This is a genomic window from Catonella sp., from assembly GCF_057250765.1.
The window spans coordinates 17,654-36,987 of the sequence record NZ_DBHIEC010000009.1 but is presented as its reverse complement, the minus strand read 5'-3'; the positions used below and the strand labels follow the sequence as shown (position 1 = coordinate 36,987).

The 19,334-nt window shown below is 39.0% G+C and carries 17 protein-coding genes; 15 read left to right on the top strand and 2 right to left on the bottom strand.

Features of this window, described 5'->3' with window-relative positions; translation table 11 throughout:
* Window positions 1–2: 2 nt before the first annotated feature.
* Window positions 3–731, bottom strand: a complete 729-nt coding sequence (gene ymfI, locus ACO6HM_RS06170; RefSeq protein ID WP_485390257.1) for an elongation factor P 5-aminopentanone reductase — start codon at window positions 729–731, stop codon at window positions 3–5.
* Window positions 732–990: 259 nt separating this feature from the next.
* Between ymfI and ACO6HM_RS06165 the strand changes: the two genes are divergently transcribed.
* Genes ACO6HM_RS06165 through xylB form a run of 4 tightly spaced genes read left to right on the top strand, consistent with a single transcriptional unit; the run spans window position 991 to window position 6,169 of the window.
* Window positions 991–2,919, top strand: coding sequence for an Ig-like domain-containing protein (locus ACO6HM_RS06165; RefSeq protein WP_485390256.1), 1,929 nt, complete (start codon window positions 991–993; stop codon window positions 2,917–2,919).
* Between the two features lie 8 nt (window positions 2,920–2,927).
* Window positions 2,928–3,734 (top strand): hypothetical protein, encoded by an 807-nt coding sequence (locus tag ACO6HM_RS06160; RefSeq protein WP_485390255.1) that lies wholly within the window; start codon window positions 2,928–2,930, stop codon window positions 3,732–3,734.
* 23 nt (window positions 3,735–3,757) lie between these two features.
* Window positions 3,758–4,660 (top strand): YitT family protein, encoded by a 903-nt coding sequence (locus tag ACO6HM_RS06155; protein WP_485390254.1) that lies wholly within the window; start codon window positions 3,758–3,760, stop codon window positions 4,658–4,660.
* A gap of 36 nt (window positions 4,661–4,696) precedes the next feature.
* Complete coding sequence (gene xylB, locus ACO6HM_RS06150; RefSeq protein ID WP_485390253.1) at window positions 4,697–6,169, top strand: xylulokinase; 1,473 nt, start codon at window positions 4,697–4,699, stop codon at window positions 6,167–6,169.
* Between the two features lie 142 nt (window positions 6,170–6,311).
* Here xylB and xylA read toward each other — a convergent pair whose 3' ends face one another.
* Window positions 6,312–7,634 carry a xylose isomerase gene (xylA, locus tag ACO6HM_RS06145; RefSeq protein ID WP_485390252.1) on the bottom strand — a complete coding sequence of 441 codons (1,323 nt, stop codon included), beginning with the start codon at window positions 7,632–7,634 and terminating at the stop codon, window positions 6,312–6,314.
* 520 nt (window positions 7,635–8,154) lie between these two features.
* Here xylA and ACO6HM_RS06140 point away from each other — a divergent pair.
* From ACO6HM_RS06140 to ACO6HM_RS06090, 11 genes are all read left to right on the top strand, one after another.
* Window positions 8,155–9,267 carry an ABC transporter ATP-binding protein gene (locus ACO6HM_RS06140; protein WP_485390251.1) on the top strand — a complete coding sequence of 371 codons (1,113 nt, stop codon included), beginning with the start codon at window positions 8,155–8,157 and terminating at the stop codon, window positions 9,265–9,267.
* Between the two features lie 201 nt (window positions 9,268–9,468).
* Entirely contained in the window at window positions 9,469–10,557 is a 1,089-nt protein-coding gene (locus ACO6HM_RS06135) for a PucR family transcriptional regulator (RefSeq protein ID WP_485390250.1), read from the top strand.
* Between the two features lie 101 nt (window positions 10,558–10,658).
* A complete protein-coding gene (ftsE, locus tag ACO6HM_RS06130; protein ID WP_208430298.1) occupies window positions 10,659–11,360 on the top strand; it encodes a cell division ATP-binding protein FtsE in 702 nt (233 codons plus the stop codon).
* Window positions 11,361–11,400: 40 nt separating this feature from the next.
* Complete coding sequence (locus tag ACO6HM_RS06125; RefSeq protein ID WP_485390249.1) at window positions 11,401–12,240, top strand: permease-like cell division protein FtsX; 840 nt, start codon at window positions 11,401–11,403, stop codon at window positions 12,238–12,240.
* Window positions 12,233–13,468 carry a murein hydrolase activator EnvC family protein gene (locus ACO6HM_RS06120; protein ID WP_485390248.1) on the top strand — a complete coding sequence of 412 codons (1,236 nt, stop codon included), beginning with the start codon at window positions 12,233–12,235 and terminating at the stop codon, window positions 13,466–13,468. Before ACO6HM_RS06125 ends, ACO6HM_RS06120 begins: the two co-directional genes overlap by 8 nt.
* Window positions 13,469–13,496: 28 nt before the next feature.
* The gene (locus ACO6HM_RS06115) at window positions 13,497–14,783 is read left to right on the top strand and encodes a S41 family peptidase (RefSeq protein ID WP_485390247.1); all 1,287 of its coding nucleotides are present in this window, start codon (window positions 13,497–13,499) and stop codon (window positions 14,781–14,783) included.
* Window positions 14,784–14,865: 82 nt separating this feature from the next.
* Entirely contained in the window at window positions 14,866–15,102 is a 237-nt protein-coding gene (locus tag ACO6HM_RS06110) for a CsbD family protein (RefSeq protein WP_485390246.1), read from the top strand.
* Between the two features lie 306 nt (window positions 15,103–15,408).
* The gene (locus ACO6HM_RS06105) at window positions 15,409–16,068 is read left to right on the top strand and encodes a response regulator transcription factor (protein ID WP_485390245.1); all 660 of its coding nucleotides are present in this window, start codon (window positions 15,409–15,411) and stop codon (window positions 16,066–16,068) included.
* Complete coding sequence (locus ACO6HM_RS06100; protein ID WP_485390244.1) at window positions 16,069–17,634, top strand: sensor histidine kinase; 1,566 nt, start codon at window positions 16,069–16,071, stop codon at window positions 17,632–17,634.
* Window positions 17,628–18,500, top strand: coding sequence for an ATP-binding cassette domain-containing protein (locus tag ACO6HM_RS06095; protein WP_485390243.1), 873 nt, complete (start codon window positions 17,628–17,630; stop codon window positions 18,498–18,500). The genes ACO6HM_RS06100 and ACO6HM_RS06095 overlap by 7 nt, the downstream gene beginning before the upstream one ends.
* Window positions 18,497–19,261, top strand: coding sequence for an ABC transporter permease (locus tag ACO6HM_RS06090; RefSeq protein WP_485390242.1), 765 nt, complete (start codon window positions 18,497–18,499; stop codon window positions 19,259–19,261). The genes ACO6HM_RS06095 and ACO6HM_RS06090 overlap by 4 nt, the downstream gene beginning before the upstream one ends.
* Window positions 19,262–19,334 lie beyond the last annotated feature (73 nt).

Genomic DNA, 19,334 nt, shown 5'->3' with positions numbered 1-19,334 from the left:
GTCTAGCACCAGCCGCCATCAAGAGAAATAATCTGACCGGTCAGATAATCATTTCCTGTGGCAAGACTATAGGTAAGCTCGGCTACTTCTTCGGGCTTTCCAAGTCTTGATGCAGGAATTTCGTCTATAAGGGCGGCAAGTTCATTATAGTCTAAAAAGCTGTTCATTTCTGTATCTATGGCTCCACAGGCTATGGCATTTACCTGTATATTGCTTGGGGCAAGCTCCTTAGAAAGAGCCTTAGTAAAGGAGTTCATTCCGCCCTTGCTTGCGGAGTAGGCGACCTCCATAGATGCGCCTACATTTCCCCAAACAGAAGAAATATTTATTATTTTACCTGCACTTTTTCTAACCATGTCAGGAATGACAAGGCTTGAGAGATTGTATAGAGAGGTAAGGTTGGTGTTTATTACCTCATTCCATTCATTAGGCTTCATATCTGAAAGCAGTCCTATATGAGATATTCCTGCATTGTTTACCAGTATGTCTACACTTCCAAGAGTGTTTTTTACCTCATCGACAAAATCTTTACAAAACTCATAATTTCCTACATCGCCCTGCCCCACTAGCACTGGCACACCTAAAGAGATGAGATAATCTTTGGTTTCTTCAAGCTCATCTTTAGATTTGTTTGCATTTATTGCTATCTTATATCCCTCTTTTGCAAATCTTGTGGCAATTGCCCTACCTATTCCCCTGCCTGAGCCGCTTATAAGTACAGTCTTATTCATCTTTCCTCCGATGTATATAATCCGCATTATACCCCGTGTTTACAGACTGAAAACAGTTTGTCCTACTTTGCCATCACAAAAGGATGTATACTATGGGGTGAAGAATCCGGGTTGCTTAATGTATTATACTTTTTGATACTTATATCTATGTTAGCAATAATTTTATAACTGTGCAAGTTAGTAGTGAAAATAGATGAAATTTATGTTATACTCTTATGTGGGGAATTCTTTCTCACATATTAACTTGTAGGAGGAGATTATGAAAAATAAATTGTTTGTTGTGCTTCTAAGTGCGACAGTAGGTATATCAACATTGTTTAGTACAGAGGCAGTAGCAGCGGCTAAGAACTACCTCTACACTTCAAAGAAACCTGTCACCAAGAAAACCATTTATGTGGGAGGAGGCAGTGTAAAGCTAAAGTATAATATCGGTGGTAAGACCAAGGGCATTAAAGGTACCTGGAAGTCGGATAATAAGGGTAGGGTTAAGGTAAGTAAGAACGGAAGCTGTAAGGCCGTAGGAAACGGGAAAGCCACAGTCAGCTTCAGATATAAACTTGGAAAGAAAACCTATACTCTAAGATGTAAGTTTACAGCAGAGACTAAGGCAGGTGAGGTAAGTCTTTTAAACGCCGCTGGAACAGCTGATGATGTCGAGGTAGAAAGCGGCTCTACCTATAGGTTTAAGTCCAAAATCACCCCTGTGGATGAGGCGCTTGAGATAAACGAAGGCATTAAGTCAACTGACAAAGTGTTCTATCAGCTTTTTGCGGATGAAGACGTTTTGACTAAGTCAAATCTTGGAACCATAGACAAGAACGGTATCTTTACAGCGGGGGATAAATCAGGAACCTTGTATGTGAGGGCTTCTGCAAAGAAGAGTACAACATCAAAGGATGATGTTGTAAGTGATTTAATTAAGATTAGCATTACAGGCGGCTCAAAGAGTGATGATACAAAGAAGGATGACAATACTTCCGCTAGTAATAATGTGAATGGAAAGCCTGCAAGGATTGAACTTTCTACCAATGCTATTGTAAGGGATATGACTGTCCAAAACGGTGTATTATTCGCAGATGTATATTTTAAGGTCATAGATGATAAGGGAAAAGAAATTACTGCAAGTCCTGATATTCTTAACGACAGGTTTAGCGTAACCTGGAAGGGAGACAGCGTTTCGGTAAATGAAGCAGGCAAGGTAACGCTGATTTTTCCTTCCAATATACCGAACCAGCCTACGCCAATTGGCTCCTCGGGAGAGCTTAAAATAAGCTATAAAAATGCTGACAACAGCGAGATTAGTGCTACACAGATTGTTAGAGTTGTACCGCCATCATTTATTATGTCTGCTGAGTTTAAGGGAATTTACAGATGCGTATACAGAAATACTGTAACATCTTCAGGTATATTTTACGAGCCTGTGGTTGACAAGGATGTAACAAAGCTTAAAAACGGCGATGTAATCAGGGATTTTGGGAGCAATGTCTGGGTAAATATGAATCCTGACAGTTATTATCTGCTTATCAAGGTATCCGATAATTACGGTAACAACATTAACACAATGGGGCTTAAGGATACTAAGCTTTCTGTGTCTGCAACAGGAAGTGCCTTGGTAAGTGTAGATACTGTGCTTGAAAATGGAGTAGAAACCAAGGAGTCAATAAGGCCTATAACAGTTGACGGTGTTAGTTATCTGACCTATCCTTTAAGTGCAGGCACTGTTAAGTCGGGTGAAATAAACATAACCATACAGGGTGGTTCTGTAAGACAGGTCATAAAGAAAACAATAACCGATGGAAGTACTTTAAGTATATTCTACTTCACCGGCAACAATAATTACTTAGGTCAGGACAATATTGTGCCTTATGCCCTTTATACAAGCAGTGGGGCAGCAATAAAAGACTATAATTCAGTCCTTTATTACCTTGGACTTACAGATCAGTTCAATCAGGGAGTGATTATCCTTCCTACTGACTCAAAGGTTATGTCCTCTTCTAAGGGGTCAACTTTTACGATAAGAAGAAATGCCATTACCGGGGAGGCCGAGATTCACTATCAGCCAAACCCCAACGTACTTATAAACGGAAATGTGATGCAGGATTTTGGCACGGATGAAATCACGGTATTAAAGGGATTTGGGCCAAATCTTGAGAAAAAATTACAACTGATTGTTACCAGAAAGAGGTAGTAAGGCGGATGACTAAGAAAGTAGCAAAGATATTCGTGTTAACAACAATCATAATTATGTTGTTAATTATTGCTTTATTACTTGTCTACATCTATAAGTTTAAGGATGCAGATAACGGGAGCGGAGAGAATACAAATAATACTAAGAAAGATATTAAAATAACTCAGACTACTCTGCTAAATAAAGCCCTGCCTGATGCGGCTACCGAAGAGGTTATAAGAGGTATAATCTTCATAGGTGATAAGGAGGACAAGGAACTTATAAGTTCTGCTTATTTTGTAAACTTTGACAAACAGGAGAATAAAATCAGTTTTTATAGTTTCCCGGGAGACATGAAGTTTGAAGTCTCAAATGAGCTATTCAAAGAGATATCCACCTCACTTGCCGATGTGCCACAGGTACTTACTTTGTCGCACCTGTATAAGTACAGTAAGAATAAACAGGGGCTTAAGGCTGGGATGTTGATGCTTGAGGACTACCTTGAACTGGGTATCTCACATTTTCTATTCTTAAGTGCAGAAGATGCCGACAAAGTATTCTACTTTAATACAAAGGGTGACTCTACATTTTTACAGACCTTCATAAATAGTGTTATAAACGCGGATAAAAATGCGAAGTCCGAATTTGTTAAAAGCCTGTATAACAGCAAGTTCACAGATATTAAAAAGAGTACCTATGTGGATATCTTAAGTAAACTACAGGAAGTAAGTAAGGACAACATCAGGTTTATCTCCATACAGGGGGAGAGATTTGATGGAGGTGTGATTATTAAGAAAGAAGATATAGTAAATATGCTGTCTTCGGGCAGTAAATAAAATTAGAGAGGTTAATTACTAAAATGATTCAGACAATTACAAAGATGCAGAAATCCAAATACAGAAAGTTATTCGATGTTGTATTAATATTACTCGGAACCTTTTGTATGTCAGCACCGGTAAAGCTTATCTACGAGCCAATGAAGATGGTTATGGGAGGCTTTGGAGGCTTCGCTATAGTTATCAAGTATTTTGCGCAGAACTTCGGGCTTGATATTCCTGTATGGCTAAGTAACGCCCTGTTAAATGTACCGGTATTTATCATAGCTTTGATTGTACTTGGTAAAGACTTTGTGGCTAAGACACTGCTTGGTGCAGTTGCATTTGCCGCCTGGCTCTATGTAATCCCTACCTACAATTTGTGTGGTGGAGACTATTTCCTTGCAGTAGCACTCGGAGGCTTGCTTGACGGTGTAGGCATAGGACTTATCTTCCTTACCAACTCCACCAGTGGTGGTACTGATATGGTAAGTGCCATTGTCCACAAGTTCCTTAAACACTATTCAGTACCAAGTATTCTCTTTGTAGTAGACGGACTTATAGTCGTACTCGGTGCCTTCGTACTGGGCTTTAGAAATGCAATGTACGGCATTATTACTATATACGTATTAACCAAGATATCAGATACCATGCTTGAGGGTGTGAAGTTTGCTAAGCTTGTATATATAATATCAGACAAATATGACGAGATAGCAAAGCTTATAATGAGTGAGATGGACAGAGGCGTAACAGCTCTTTCTGCAAAGGGAATGTATACCAACAATGATAAAAATATGCTTTTTTGTGTAGTTGGCAAGAAAGAGATTGTAAAGCTTAAGGAAATCGCATCTATTACTGATCCTAAGGCCTTCATCATAGTAAGTGATGTAAGAGAAGCCTTTGGAGAGGGCTTTATAGAGTATTCACACAATAGTGCGGTTAAATAAAATCAAATCAAGCCACCTGACTAAGGAGAGAAGACTATGGGATATGTATTGGGAATAGACCTTGGAACAAGTTCATTAAAAGGACTTTTGATGAATAAAAGCGGTGAAGTAGTGGCATTTGCAGGCGCAGACTACCCTCTGCTTCATCCTAAGAAGGGCTACAGTGAGCAAAACGGTGAAGAGTGGATAAAGGCCTGTGAGGTTGTATTTAGTAAACTTCTTGAAAAGGTTTCTGATTTTAAGAAAGAGCTTGAAGGAATAGCTATATCAGGGCAGATGCATGGTCTTGTTACCCTTGATGAAAATTATAATACAGTAAGGCCTGCAATACTTTGGAACGATACCCGTACGACGGCTCAGTGCGCAGAGATTATGGAGGGCTTTGGAGAAAGACTTATAGAAATTACCAAAAACAAAGCCCTAGAGGGATTTACCTTACCGAAGATACTCTGGATGAAGGAAGAAGAGCCAAAGCTTTGGGAAAAGACAGCTCATATCATGCTGCCAAAGGACTATCTTATCTTCAGGCTTACAGGAGAACTTGCAACAGACTACTCTGATGCAGCAGGAACTCTGCTCTTAGATGTGGCGGCAAAGAAGTGGTCTGATGAAATCCTTGAGAAATACGGCATTGATGCAAAAATTCTTCCAAAGCTTTACAATTCGATTGACTGTGTTGGAAAAGTTAGTCCTGAATATAGAGAGAAATTTGGCTTTGAAAAAGAAATAAAGGTGATGGGAGGTGGTGCAGACAATGCCTGTGCAGCAGTAGGCTCAGGTATAACTGTAAGTGGACTCGGTATGGTAAGCATAGGTACATCCGGAGTATTCTTGTCATATGAAGAAGAGGCGCACAGCCACTATAAGGGACAGCTGCACCTTTTTAACCACGGTATCCCGGATGCGTATTACTCGATGGGAGTGACTCTGGCAGCAGGACATAGCCTTAACTGGTTTAAGGAGACATTTGCTCCTAATGAAAGCTTTGAAGAGCTGCTTTCTGACATCCGAAGTATACCGGCAGGCTCAGATGGCTTGCTTTTTGCCCCTTATATAGTGGGGGAGCGTACTCCTTATGCTGACAGCAAGGTTAGGGGAAGTTTTACAAGGATAGATACAACTCATACCAGGAGCCATTTTGCAAGGGCGGTTCTTGAGGGAATAACCTTCTCATTGAGGGATTCTAAGGAGCTTATGTCGGGGCTTACAGGAAGAAAATTTGATAAGATTCTTTCGGTAGGGGGAGGAAGTAAGAATAAAGAGTGGCTGCAGATTCAGGCAGATATCTTTGATACTGAAATTATAACCCTTACCACAGAGCAGGGACCGGGACTTGGAGCAGCTATGATGGCAGCAGTGGGTCTTGGTTGGTTTAACAATCTAAATGAATGTGCCGGGACCTTTGTGCATTACAAATCAGCCGCTCATCCAAAGAGTGAGAATGTCCGTAAGTACAATGAGGTTTATGAAAGCTACAAAAAAGTCTATGAGGCGACAAAGGATTTGTAGATAAGATGATAATAAAAAGCTCAATGACAGTGATGATTCATTGCCATTGAGCTTTTTGCCTGATAGTAAATCTAGGAGAAACTCCCTATTAAAAATTCTCTCTCAGTATCCGCAGTGTGAGATAAGTAAATGTCACTTAAGTCTAAGCATCACCAAATAATGTCTGATTTAGTGCAGACTGTAGATATTCCTGTCTTCCGCTACCAGGCATCTTAGGAGAACCCATATTCTCAGCATAAGCTGCAAGTTCTTCAAGGCTGGCTGACTTGGAGCGGATTTTCTTACCTATTTCACTCTCAAAGCTTTCGTAACGCTCTTTTATAAAGTTGTCAAGAGTGCCTTCTTCAATGAGCTTAGCAGCCTTTATAAGACCAAGGGCAAAGCTGTCCATACCGAGTATGAAGCCATAGAACATATCTTCATAGGTATAGCTTGGGCGGCGGTTTTTTGCATCAAAGTTAAATCCACCTGTAAGTCCGCCATTTTTAAGAACCTCATACATGCACATTGTTGTATCATATACATCGAATGGGAATTCGTCGGTATCCCAGCCAAGAAGGGTATCGCCCTGATTTGCATCAACACTTCCAAGCATGCCGTTTATAGCAGATATACGAAGCTCATGCTGGAAGCTGTGTCCTGCAAGAGTAGCATGGTTTGCTTCTATGTTTAACTTAAAGTCTTTATCAAGGCCATAGCTTCTAAGGAAGCCTATTGCTGTTGCTGCATCAAAGTCGTACTGGTGCTTCATTGGTTCCTTTGGCTTAGGCTCTATGTAAAAGTCTCCCTTAAAGCCTATGCTGCGTCCGTACTCTACGGCCATCTTCATAAGGTTTGCTATATTTTCCTGTTCAAACTTAACATCTGTATTAAGTAAGGTTTCATATCCTTCTCTACCGCCCCAGAATACATAGCCGCGGCCTCCAAGCTTAACTGTAATATCAAGAGCCTTCTTTATCTGTGCTGCAGCAAAGCAGTATACATCAGCACTGTTTGTAGAGCCTGCACCATTTACAAATCTTGGGTTGCTGAACATATTGGCTGTTCCCCAAAGGCACTTAATATCAGTTCCTTTCATTTTCTCCAGTATGTAGTTCGAAATCTCATCAAGGCGGGCATTTGTTTCCTTTATGTCTTCTGCCTCGGGAACAAGGTCAACATCATGGAAACAGAAGTATTTGATCCCAAGCTTCTCCATAAATTCAAATCCGGCATCCACCTTAGCCTTTGCATGTTCCATACTTCCATTTTCAGTACCAAAGTCCTTGTTTGCTGTACCTCGTCCAAACATATCCGCTCCTGTAGCACAGAGATTGTGCCACCAAGCCATAGCAAAAGGAAGGTGCTCCTTCATTGGTTTTCCGAGTATTATTCTATCCGCGTCGTAGTAGCGGAAAGAAAGAGGATTCTTTGATTTTGGCCCCTCGTAGGCAATTTTAGGTATATTGTTAAATAATTCAGCCATAGTACTTCCTCCTATAAAAAGTATTATTGTTTACTACAATAAGAATTATAAAGTTTGAATATCGAAAGCTTTTGCGTTTGCATCCTTATAATGCGAACTGTAGTTAATTGCTTCATAATTGGATTATAGACTTAAGTAGCACTATTTACAATTATTTTTATGCGATTTCAGTACGACAATCTTGCGATTTCAATAAGAATTAAACTACTTACAAGTTTGATTGTATTTAATTAAATTTAGTTTAATTGTAGAGTGAATGATGGGCTTTGTATTTGTAAACTTAAAAATGAAGTAAAAATTACCTAAAAAATCCTCAAAAAATTGTGCAAATTTTCTATTCAGTGCGCACTTTTAATGTTTTTAGGACAAATGTAACAAAAAAAAGGTTTCGATTTTGTGTAAAAAAAGAATGGTTTAGTTGACTATAATGGTGTATTATGTATTCATAAAGATTTGTTCACTATTATTACTTTACATAGATTGTTTAAAATCTGGTAAAAAGTTTATAAGGGAGGAAGCTATGGCAAGTTTATCATTAAGAAACGTAACAAAGAAGTATCCAAACGGTTTTGAGGCTGTTAAAGAATTCAATCTTGAAATCGCAGACAAAGAGTTCATCATTTTTGTTGGACCATCAGGTTGTGGTAAGTCTACAACACTCCGTATGATTGCAGGTCTTGAAGAGATTTCAGGTGGAGATCTTTACATTGGAGATAAGAGAGTAAATGATGTTGAGCCTAAGGACAGGGATATCGCGATGGTATTCCAGAACTACGCTCTTTATCCACATATGTCAGTATTTGATAATATGGCATTCGGACTTAAGCTTAGAAAGACTCCAAAGGAAGAGATTAACAGACTCGTTAATGATGCTGCTAAGATCCTTGACCTTGAGAAGCTTCTTGACCGTAAGCCAGCAGCTCTTTCAGGTGGTCAGAGACAGCGTGTTGCTATGGGACGTGCTATCGTTCGTAATCCTAAGGTATTCCTTATGGATGAGCCTCTTTCAAACCTTGATGCTAAGCTTCGTGTACAGATGCGTATCGAGATTAGTAAGCTTCATCAGAGACTTGAGACAACCATTATCTACGTAACACACGATCAGACTGAGGCTATGACACTTGGTACCAGAATCGTAGTTATGAAGGATGGTTATATCCAGCAGGTAGATACACCTCAGAACCTTTACGAGAAGCCTGTTAATAAGTTCGTTGCAGGATTTATCGGTTCTCCTGAGATGAACTTTATCGATGCTCTTGTTAAGAAAGAGGGCGAGACAGTTACCCTTGAATTTGCAGGATTTAAGGTTAAGGTTCCTAACGAGAAGGCTAAGGCTCTCATTGAAAAAGGATATGATGGAAAGACAGTTGAGTTTGGTATTCGTCCTGAGGATATCCATGATGAAGAAGTATATATCAATAGCTCACCTGATACTACTTTTGATGCTACTATCAGAGTATATGAGCTTCTTGGTGCAGAAGTATTCCTCTACTTCCCTGTTGGTGATGTAGAGTTTACTGCAAGAGTTAACCCTCGTACTACCGCAAGAGTAGGAGATGCAGTTAAATTTGCGCTTGATCTTTCCAAGATGCATATCTTTGACAAGGAATCAGGTCTTGCAATCGTGTTCTAATTAGCAAAATAATATAATAGTTATGCCGGTCTCATTAGAAATTATTAATATGAGACCGGCTTTTCTTTACATTTTGACAAATAAATGGTAGAATTAGAGTTGGGTTATTCAAATTACTCACAAAATTAACTTTGAATAGCTGATTATGCCTGTAGGGATTGGCATGTGAAACACTAAAACAATAATATGCGGGGTGAGCTAATGATATCAAATCAGATTTTACAGAGCACCATAGAAGGACTTAAGGGAATCACAAGAGTTGATCTCTGTGTGATGGATACTGAAGGAAAGAATCTTGCTTCTACTTTTGATGGCGCGGAACAGTATGAGGAAGCAGTACTTAATTTGGTGGAGTCACCTGCTGATAGTCAGGTGCTTTCCGGCAATCAGTTCTTCAAGGTTTTTGATGAACAGCAGCTTGAATATATTATCATTGCCAGAGGTGACAATGATGATGTGTATATGGTGGGAAAGATTGCAGGATTCCAGATTCAGAATCTTATCGTTGCCTATAAAGAAAGATATGATAAAGATAACTTTATTAAGAATCTTTTACTCGACAATCTTCTTTTGGTTGACATCTACAACAGATCAAAGAAGCTTCACATAGATATTGAAGCAAGGCGTATTGTATTCCTTATTGAGACTAAAATCGAGAAGGATTCAAATGCACTTGAGACAGTTAGAAGCCTCTTTTCAGGAAAAACAAAGGATTTTATTACAGCTGTTGATGAAAAAGATATAATTGTGGTTAAGGAGCTTGAACCGGAAGAAGACTATGCAGATATGGATAAGGTAGCCAAGACTATGCTTGATATGCTAAACGCTGAGGCAATGTCTTCAGTGAATATTTCTTATGGTACTATAGTTCCTGAGATTAAGGATGTATCACGTTCTTATAAAGAAGCTAAGATGGCTCTTGATGTTGGCAAGATTTTCTATGCTGACCTTAATATAGTAGGTTACAATACACTTGGAATAGGAAGACTTATATATCAGTTACCTATGCCTCTTTGTAAGATGTTTATTAGAGAAATATTTGAAGGTAAGTCTCCTGATGAGTTTGATGATGAGACACTTTCAACCATCAACAAATTCTTTGAAAACAGCTTGAATGTTTCTGAGACATCCAGACAGCTTTATATCCATCGTAATACCTTGGTATACCGCCTGGATAAGCTTCAGAAAATGACTAATCTTGATATAAGAGTGTTTGATGATGCTATTACATTTAAGATTGCACTTATGGTAGTTAAGTACATGAAATATATGGAGAATCAAGAATTCTAATGGCTAAAAATAGTAGAAGAAAAAGGCTTTCAGAGAATAAGAGATTATTCTCTGAAAGTTCTTATAAGTATAGGAATCCTGATGAAGACGTTCCTGCCATTATGCTTGTGAATGTCACAAAGGATTATTCATCAAAGAATAACGGTGAAACAAATTCACTTAAAGAGGTTAATATAACCATAAAAAAAGGTGAATTTGTTTTTGTAATCGGAGACAGTGGTGCCGGTAAATCAACCCTATTAAAACTCCTTATGAGGGAAATAAGCCCAACCAAGGGAAAGGTGTATGTCAACGGTAAGAACTTAAAGAGGCTAAAGCATAATCAGGTAGCAAAACACAGGCGGAATGTCGGGATGGTATTTCAGGACTTCAGACTCTTAAAAGACAGATCCGTGTATGAAAACGTAGCCTTTGCCATGCAAATAGTAGAGAAGGAACCTAAGGTCATAAAAGAGACCGTTCCTAAAATGTTAGATATAGTAGGCCTGGCTGATAAGGAAAAGGCATTTCCAAGGGAACTTTCAGGCGGCGAACAGCAGAGAGTAGCCCTTGCCAGAGCTTTGGTTAATGAGCCAATTATGATCCTTGCAGATGAGCCTACAGGTAACCTGGACCCAAAGAATTCCTGGGAGATTATGAATCTGCTTGAAGAGGTCAATAAAAACGGAACTACCGTTGTCGTTGTTACCCACAATATTGAAATTGTGAAACTGATGAATAAAAGAGTAATTGAATTAAAAAATGGCGAAGTAGCCGGTGATTGGATAAACGGTGTAAATGATGAAAATTCGAACTTTAGTTAATAGTTTTAGGGAGGGGTTAAAGGGTATTCGCAGGAACAGAATGTTTTCTTTAGCATCTGTGGGTACCATAGTCGCCTGCCTATTTCTTTTTGGTCTGTTTTTCTTTATTGTAACCAATGTAGAAAACATAATGAAATCTGCAGAGGGAGGCGTGGGGATTACGGTTTTTTTTGAAGACGGCATCTCAGATGCCAAAAAGAAAGAAATAGGAGCTAAGATAGAGGCTAGGAAGGAAGTAAGGGAAGTTAAGTATGTATCGGCTGATGAGGCCTGGAAACGGTATAAAGAGACTTCGCTAAAACCTGAGCTTGTGGAAACTTTTGGTAATGACAACCCACTTGCAGGAAGCGATTCATATACTGTGTTTGTGAAAAAAATTGAGAATCAGGCGGAGATAGTTAATTATATAAGTTTTCTTGATGGAGTGAGGAAGGTCAACAGCAGTGGCAGCACAGTTTCCGGTTTTACTGCTATTAATTCTCTTGTTGGAATTATATCGGTAACTATCATTGGACTTCTTCTCTCGGTCGCTATTTTCCTTATAAGTACGACTATAGCCATGGGTATATCAGTAAGAAAAGAAGAAATCTTCATTATGAGGATGGTAGGCGCTACAGATTTCTTTATAAGCGCTCCATTTATAATTGAAGGTGTAATCATGGGTGTTGTAGGTGCGGCATTGCCACTTATTCTGCTTTACTTCATCTATGAGAGGGTAGTTGATGTACTTACTGAGAGGTTCAATGCCCTCGTTAACGTACTTGTCTTCATTGATATTAAAGAGGAGTTTGCGGTACTTGTACCGCTTTCACTTGCAATTGGTGTGGGTATAGGCTTTGTAGGAAGTTTCTTTACGGTTAGGAGGCATATAGATGTATAAAAAGAAGGCAGTTTTATTCTCACTGATTTTTGCACTTACTGCTTCATTTGGTGGGAATATTGCCACTCCTATGGCTGATACTATTAAAGAGCAGAAGGCACAGAAAAGAAAGCTTGAGAAAAAGAGGGCAAAAGAAGCTGAGAGGATAGAGAAGTTAAAAGCACAAAAAGTTGAGATTGAAGATGCCATAAAGAAGTTGGATGAAAAGAAGGAAGTTATAGAATTAAATATATCTGATTATAATACCAGGATAGACAAGATGGAGAAGACCATAGCCAAGGTGGAAGTAGAGATAAAGGCGGCCGAAAAGGTCGAAAAAGACCAGTACGATATAATGAAGAAAAGAATCAGATATATGTATGAAAACGGAGAATCTGATTATCTTGATATTATTCTTGGTGCTAAGTCTGTTGAAGACCTTCTTAACCAGGGTGAGTATATGGCAAAGATATCAGACTATGACAACACCCTTCTTGACAGATACAAAGAGGCTAAGAGGATAGCTAAGGAAAAGAAGGTAGAGAAAGAGGAAAAGCTTGCAGAGTTAAATATGACACTATCCGAACTTGAAGTAAAAAAGGCTGAGAATGAAAGGCTTGCAGAGGCAAAGGGAGTTCAGATAGAAAAGTTTGCGGCCCTCATAAAGGAAGCAGGAAATAAAGTAAGTGAATATGATCTTGAAATAGATAAAAAAGAGCAGTACATAGACAAGCTTATTGCAGCTGCTGAGAAAGCTGACAGAGAGAGAAGGGAAAGAGAGGCAAGAGAAGCAGCCGCAAGGCTTGCCAATCAGTCTAATCAAACCGGACAGATTGTAACCGGCAAGGCATCTGCATCCGGTATGATATGGCCTATGCCTTACAGCACACGTATTACTTCCGGTTTTGGATACAGGAGTGAGGTAATGTTTGGCTCAGGGACCTTCCACAACGGGATTGATATAGCGGTAAATGCAGGAACGCCTATCATCGCTGCCAAAGCAGGCAGGGTAATAGGAGCGGGATACCACTATTCTATGGGAAATCATGTAATTATTGACCATGGAGGAGGGGTATATACTGTTTATATGCATGCTTCAAAGCTTCTTGTGTCTGTAGGACAGGAGGTTAGTAGAGGAGAAACTATAGCACTTGTTGGTAGCACAGGTATGTCTACGGGACCACATCTTCACTTTAGTGTAAAGATAAACGGAGCTTATGTGAATCCTCTTAAATATGTATCACCGTAATGTTTGGCTTATGTAATGGAGATGACGGATGAAAGATAATAAAAAGTTTTTTTTAGGCGTATTCATTGGAATGATTGTGATGGTGTTGTTAGCTGTGGGATTGGTAGACCTCGCATTTCAAAACCGTAATGTGAGAATGCTGCTCTTTGATACAGTAAAGAAGATGTCAACCATTTCTTCTGAGGAGACTGGAGCTGAAAAGTCAGGTAAGGTCTCAGGAGCTGCTATTGATTGGAATAAGGTGACTGATAAAGAGGAAGAAATATACAATACCATCGATGATTATTATCTTAATGGAATAGATAACGACAAAATGAAGGATGGAATCTACAAGGGAATGGTTGACAGTCTTGGAGACCCTTATACGGTATATTACAATTCTGAAGAATACAAGCAGTTTACCTCCTCTTCAAGCGGTACCTACAGCGGTATAGGAGTAGCAGTCAGCCAGAATGTGACCACAGGTGCCATCACCATAGTGAAGACCTTTAAGAAGGGATCTGGCGAAAAGGAAGGGATGAAGCCGGGAGATGTTATCTACAAGGTAGAAGGAAAGAAGATTGAAGGTCTTGAGCTCTCTAAGGTAGTGTCTATGATAAAGGGCGAAGAAGGTACCTTTGTCAAGGTAACGGTCCTTAGAGATGGTAAGGAAATCGAGTTTAACCTGGAAAGAAAGAAGCTTGAGGTAGACACCGTTAATTACAGGATGGAAGACAGAAGCGGCAAGAAGATAGGCTATATATCTGTTTCTGAATTTGATGAGGTTACGGCTTCACAGTTTAAGAATGCGATATCTGAGCTAAGTAAGGAAGGAATGGAAGGACTTGTGATTGACCTTAGAGACAATCCGGGCGGACTTCTTGATGTGACCTGTGAGATGCTTGACAGGATGATTAAAAAAGGACTTCTTGTATATACCGTTGATAAAAATGGAAACAGAGTTGATGAGGATGCCACTGACAACGATAGTTTTGACAAGCCGGTTGCCATCCTTGTAAATGGGAATTCTGCTTCCGCTTCTGAGGTATTCTCAGGTGCTATGAAGGACTATGATGCGGCTACTTTGGTGGGAACAAGAACCTTTGGTAAAGGTATAGTTCAGTCCATAGTTCCCTTTGGAGACGGTACAGCTATGAAGGTAACTGTATCAAAGTACTATACTCCAAATGGTGTAAATATCCACGGAACAGGTATTGAGCCTGACGTAGTGGTTGAGCTTAGTAAAGATGCAACTAAAAACGGAAAGTACGAAAGAAAATATGATAACCAGCTGGATAAAGCCTTGGATGTGGTTGTAGATAAGTTAAAGAAATAAAGAAAAAAATGAAATTTGATTTTCCATATCAAGTAGTGTATAATGGTTATTGTAACTAGTTAAACTAAAAAGGAGGTTTGTTATGTCAGTAGAAGATAAGCTTGATCAGGCTAAGGGTGCTGTAAAAGAAGGCTTTGGTAAATTGGTAGGGGATGCTAAAACAGAAGCAGAAGGTGCGGCTGAGAAAGCAGCATCAAAGGTTAAAGAAGTAGCAGAGAATGCTTCTGAGAGTGTTAAAGAAGTAGCAGAGAATGCTAAAGGTGCGGTAGAGGGCGCTATTGATGGCGTTAAAAATATTTTTGGCAAGGATAAAGAATAATCAAAAACATAATTCTGATTCTTGTCTGCTCTAAATGGGAATTTAAGTAAATATAACAAAGTTGTATTGATGGTGCTTGCAATAATTGTTTTGTTGTAGGCACCGTTTTGTATTTAGTTATGCAAATCCTGACTTTGGGTGTGAAAGCCTGATGGCAGGATTTTTTATGTGACAGGAAATTTCTAAGAAATTACCTATCACATAAAGACTCTCTCATATAAAATTATACAAAAAAAGCACATGAACTTCATATGGAATTCATATCACTGTGTTACAATGCAGTCATAAAGAAAGAGGAGAGACGATATGGCGGAAATATTATTCTTGGAAGATGAAGTAACAATACGAGAAGTAATTGCGGAATATATGAATGTAGCAGGGCATAAGGTGACAGAGTGCGGCAGTGGAGATGAGGCAGTGGAGAGACTCAAAGAAAAGAACTTTGATTTGGCTGTCCTTGATATAAAGGTACCGGGAATAAGCGGGCTTAAGGTGCTTGAATATATAAGGAATGAGCTTAAGTCAGATATGGGAGTAATTATGCTTACGGCTTATGAGGATATAAATACTCAGGTTGAAGCCTTTAACTTCTTTGCGGATGACTATATAACCAAGCCAGCTTCACCTATTATTCTTCTTAAAAGGATAGATGTGCTACTTAGAAGAATAAAGAGTGAGAGCAGTATGAAAGAAACTTCACTCGTTATAGATGATAAGGCCTACAGGGCTTATTTTGAAGGGAAAGACCTGAGTCTTACAGTGAGTGAATTCCTACTCCTAAAGACACTTCACGACTTACCTAATCAGGTTTTATCAAGGGAACAGTTAATACTAAGTATCTTTAATGAGGATTACATAGGAAATGACAGGATAATAGATGCTCATATAAAGAATTTGAGAAAGAAACTTCCTGTAAATGTCATAGATACTGTCATAGGTATAGGGTACAGGTGGAAGGAGGATTAAATGAAGCTTGCAAATAAAAACTTATTATACAGCATAGTCCTCGGCTGTGCTGTAGGAGTATTCATCATAGGATATCTCCTACTTATGCTGCCTTCTCTTTATACTTCATATAAAAAAGAGGCTAATTATGATGACTTTAAGAAGTCCTTTATAAGCTTCATAGAAAGTGAAGGAAATTCTGCAAAGGGCATTCCTACTAAAAGTATCGGGATAAAGATACCGATAGATGGCTATGTTATAGAGCTTTCCAACAATTCTATGAAGGGGAGGATAGAAATTAAAGACAAAGACTTAAGAAAGATGCTAGATAAGCTAAGGGAAGGCTTTAAGAATATAGGTGAGGGGATTGATAAAAATAAGATAGAGGACTATGGAAAAGATTTTGAAAAGATAATTGAAAAGTTCAAGGATAAGTTTGATAAAGATAGTTTTGCTGGGAATGATATAATGAAGGTTGACCTTGAGTACAACAACAATTCTACGGATTTTTCAGAAGAAAATGCCAAGTTTAACAGCCTTGGAGGCTCATCCTTCATTGTTGAAAGCAGTGTTAGGGATGAGGTGAATAAGATAGATTATACTACATTTTTAGGGGTAAACAAGGGAGAAAAATACTATTTGATTGAGATGGCTGCGGCGGTTTCACCTTCAGTAACAGATATTATACCTGTTATATTTAGCCTGCTTCCTGTAATCATCCCTGTACTCCTTCTCCTTATCTTCATAACCTCAGGCCTCTATTCCAAAAACATAGTAAAGCCTATTACCCTGCTTTTGCAGGACGCTGACAACAGAAGGGGAAGCAAGGGATATATAGAGCCTATAGTTGTAAAAGGAAGTGATGAAATAGCGGGACTTGCCAACTCTCTCAATCTTTTGTACAAATCTCAGGAAGAGGCATACGATAAGCTTAATAAAGAGGGCGAAAGAAAAGAGATATTTATGAGGGCATTTTCGCATCAGCTTAAAACACCGGTGACTGCTGCTACTCTGCTTACTGACGGCATGATAGAGAATTTCGGGAAATTTTCTGATAGGGATAAGTATTTGCCTGAAGTTAAGAAGCAGCTTACAGTTATCAGGCAGATGACTGATGAGATACTAAGGATTAATCATATAGCGGACAACATCACACCGGTAAATGTATCTGTAGAAGAAATGGCGAATCAGGCTCTAAACTCAGTAAGGACTATGACAGAAGTTAAGAATATAAAGACAAGCTGTGTGGGAGAGGCTGATTGGTACTGTGATCCTAACATACTAGAACAGATTCTTGCAAATCTCATCGGAAATGCAGCTAAATATACCGAAGAAGCAGGAGAGATTTGTATTTTGATTTCAAATGAAAGAATAGAAGTTACGAATCAGCCTGCTCATATAGATGAGGACATCAAAGATTCATTATTTGAAGCCTTTGTGACAGGGGGAAAGAGTGAAGCAGGCCATGGCCTTGGACTCTATGTGGCAAAGTATTTTGCAGAACTATCAGGCTTCATTTTAACCTGTGAAAACACAGGAGATAAGGTTGCTTTTACCATAAAAAGAAAGGAAGAGCCGTTATGTTAACATTGGATAGAGTGAAGGTGAGTTTTAAGGATAAGGTTGCCCTTGACCTTGGACGAACCATAGAGATAGCTGATAATGACAGAGTTGGGGTTATCGGAAGCAATGGAGCAGGAAAGACAACCCTTATAAAGAGTATACTTGGTATAGTCAATTATCAGGGGAGCATAAAAAGGGGGATAGAGGCAGACAAGATAGCTGTTCATATGCAGCAGAATGAATACATAGATACAGTTCCTCTAAGAATTATTCTGGAAATGCTGATAGGAGGGCGTATAAAGAATAATAAGAAGATTCTTGAAATGATAGACTTCTTTGAATTTGAACCCTGCCTTAATAAAAGGTGGAAGCAGTTATCGGGAGGACAAAAACAGAGATTTACTCTGATTTTGGTGATGTGTGCAGAAAGTCCTATCACCCTACTTGACGAGGTTACCTCAGGTCTTGACTTTGAGACCAGACAGAAGCTGATGAAAAAGTTGGTACAGTGGTATAAGGAAAGAAATACAACCTTGCTTGTGACTTCTCATTATTATGAAGAACTTGAGCATCTGGTGAATAAAATCCTTTATCTTGACTGTGGCAAGGTTATCGACTTTGGCAATAAAGACGACTTGTTTAGAAAATACTGTGGCAAGGCAGTTATCTTATGTGAAGAAAACAGTGTTACAAAAGAAATCGCAAAAAATCACAGGCAGATAGTAGCCCCTGAAGGTATGATAGCCCTTAGATGTGATGAAGCAGAGGATGAAATTGCAATCTCTAAAGCTCTTAGTAGTGTGAATGTAAACTACAGAAGGAGCAACAATGATATAGAACTAATGACGATTAATGCTAAGGCTGTGTATTATAGAGGAGGAAAAAGATGAAAAAATCGATGTTTTATCTTGTAAAATATGAGGTTCTAAGCAACCTGTACAATGGCTACTCCTTCTTTTTTGGAGCAATCTTTCCTATCTTCCTTATGGTAATCATATCAAAGGGAGCCTTAAATGATGTTCCGAGTAAATTAAAACCTGAACTGACCGCGGGCCTCTTAATAGGTATGTCAATGATAATTCCACTTTCCACCATGTTTCTTGGCTATGCAGCCACATTTTCAAATGAGCTTGAAAAGGATGTCCCTGTGAGGCTAAGTCTTTTCGGAATGTCGGGAACCAGGCTGTTTATGGGCAAGTTGATAGCTAACTATGTGTTCTTAACTTTTTGTTTTGCTTTATATCTTATAGGAACTCTATGCTTTGTCACGGTTGCATCTCCAAGACCTTTGGCAGTGCTTATCTGGGTTGTAACCATCTACATAATGTCAGGATTTTGTATCGCCCTTGCACATGGAATAGCAAATATAATCAGAAGATTTGGAATTACCTACGCTTTGGTTATGGCTATATATTTTACCATTATGGCTCTGGGAGGAATGATGGGAATTAGGCTTAAAGACCTTCCTTTGGAGCTTCAAAATATTAGCAAACTATTTCCATTCACTCACTTTAGTAATGGATACATAGATTTCTGGATGGGAAGAGATTATAACTTCGCCCCTCTCATCCACTCTCTTATCTTTTTTGCAGCAATAAGCATAGGAGTGATGATGATTTCGTTCAAGGTGAGGGGGAGAGCAGAGAGCTAATTGTATTTTTATATATCTGAAGGCTTTAAAATTCCTCCGGCTTGTTATACAATAGAATAAAATAAACCGGAAA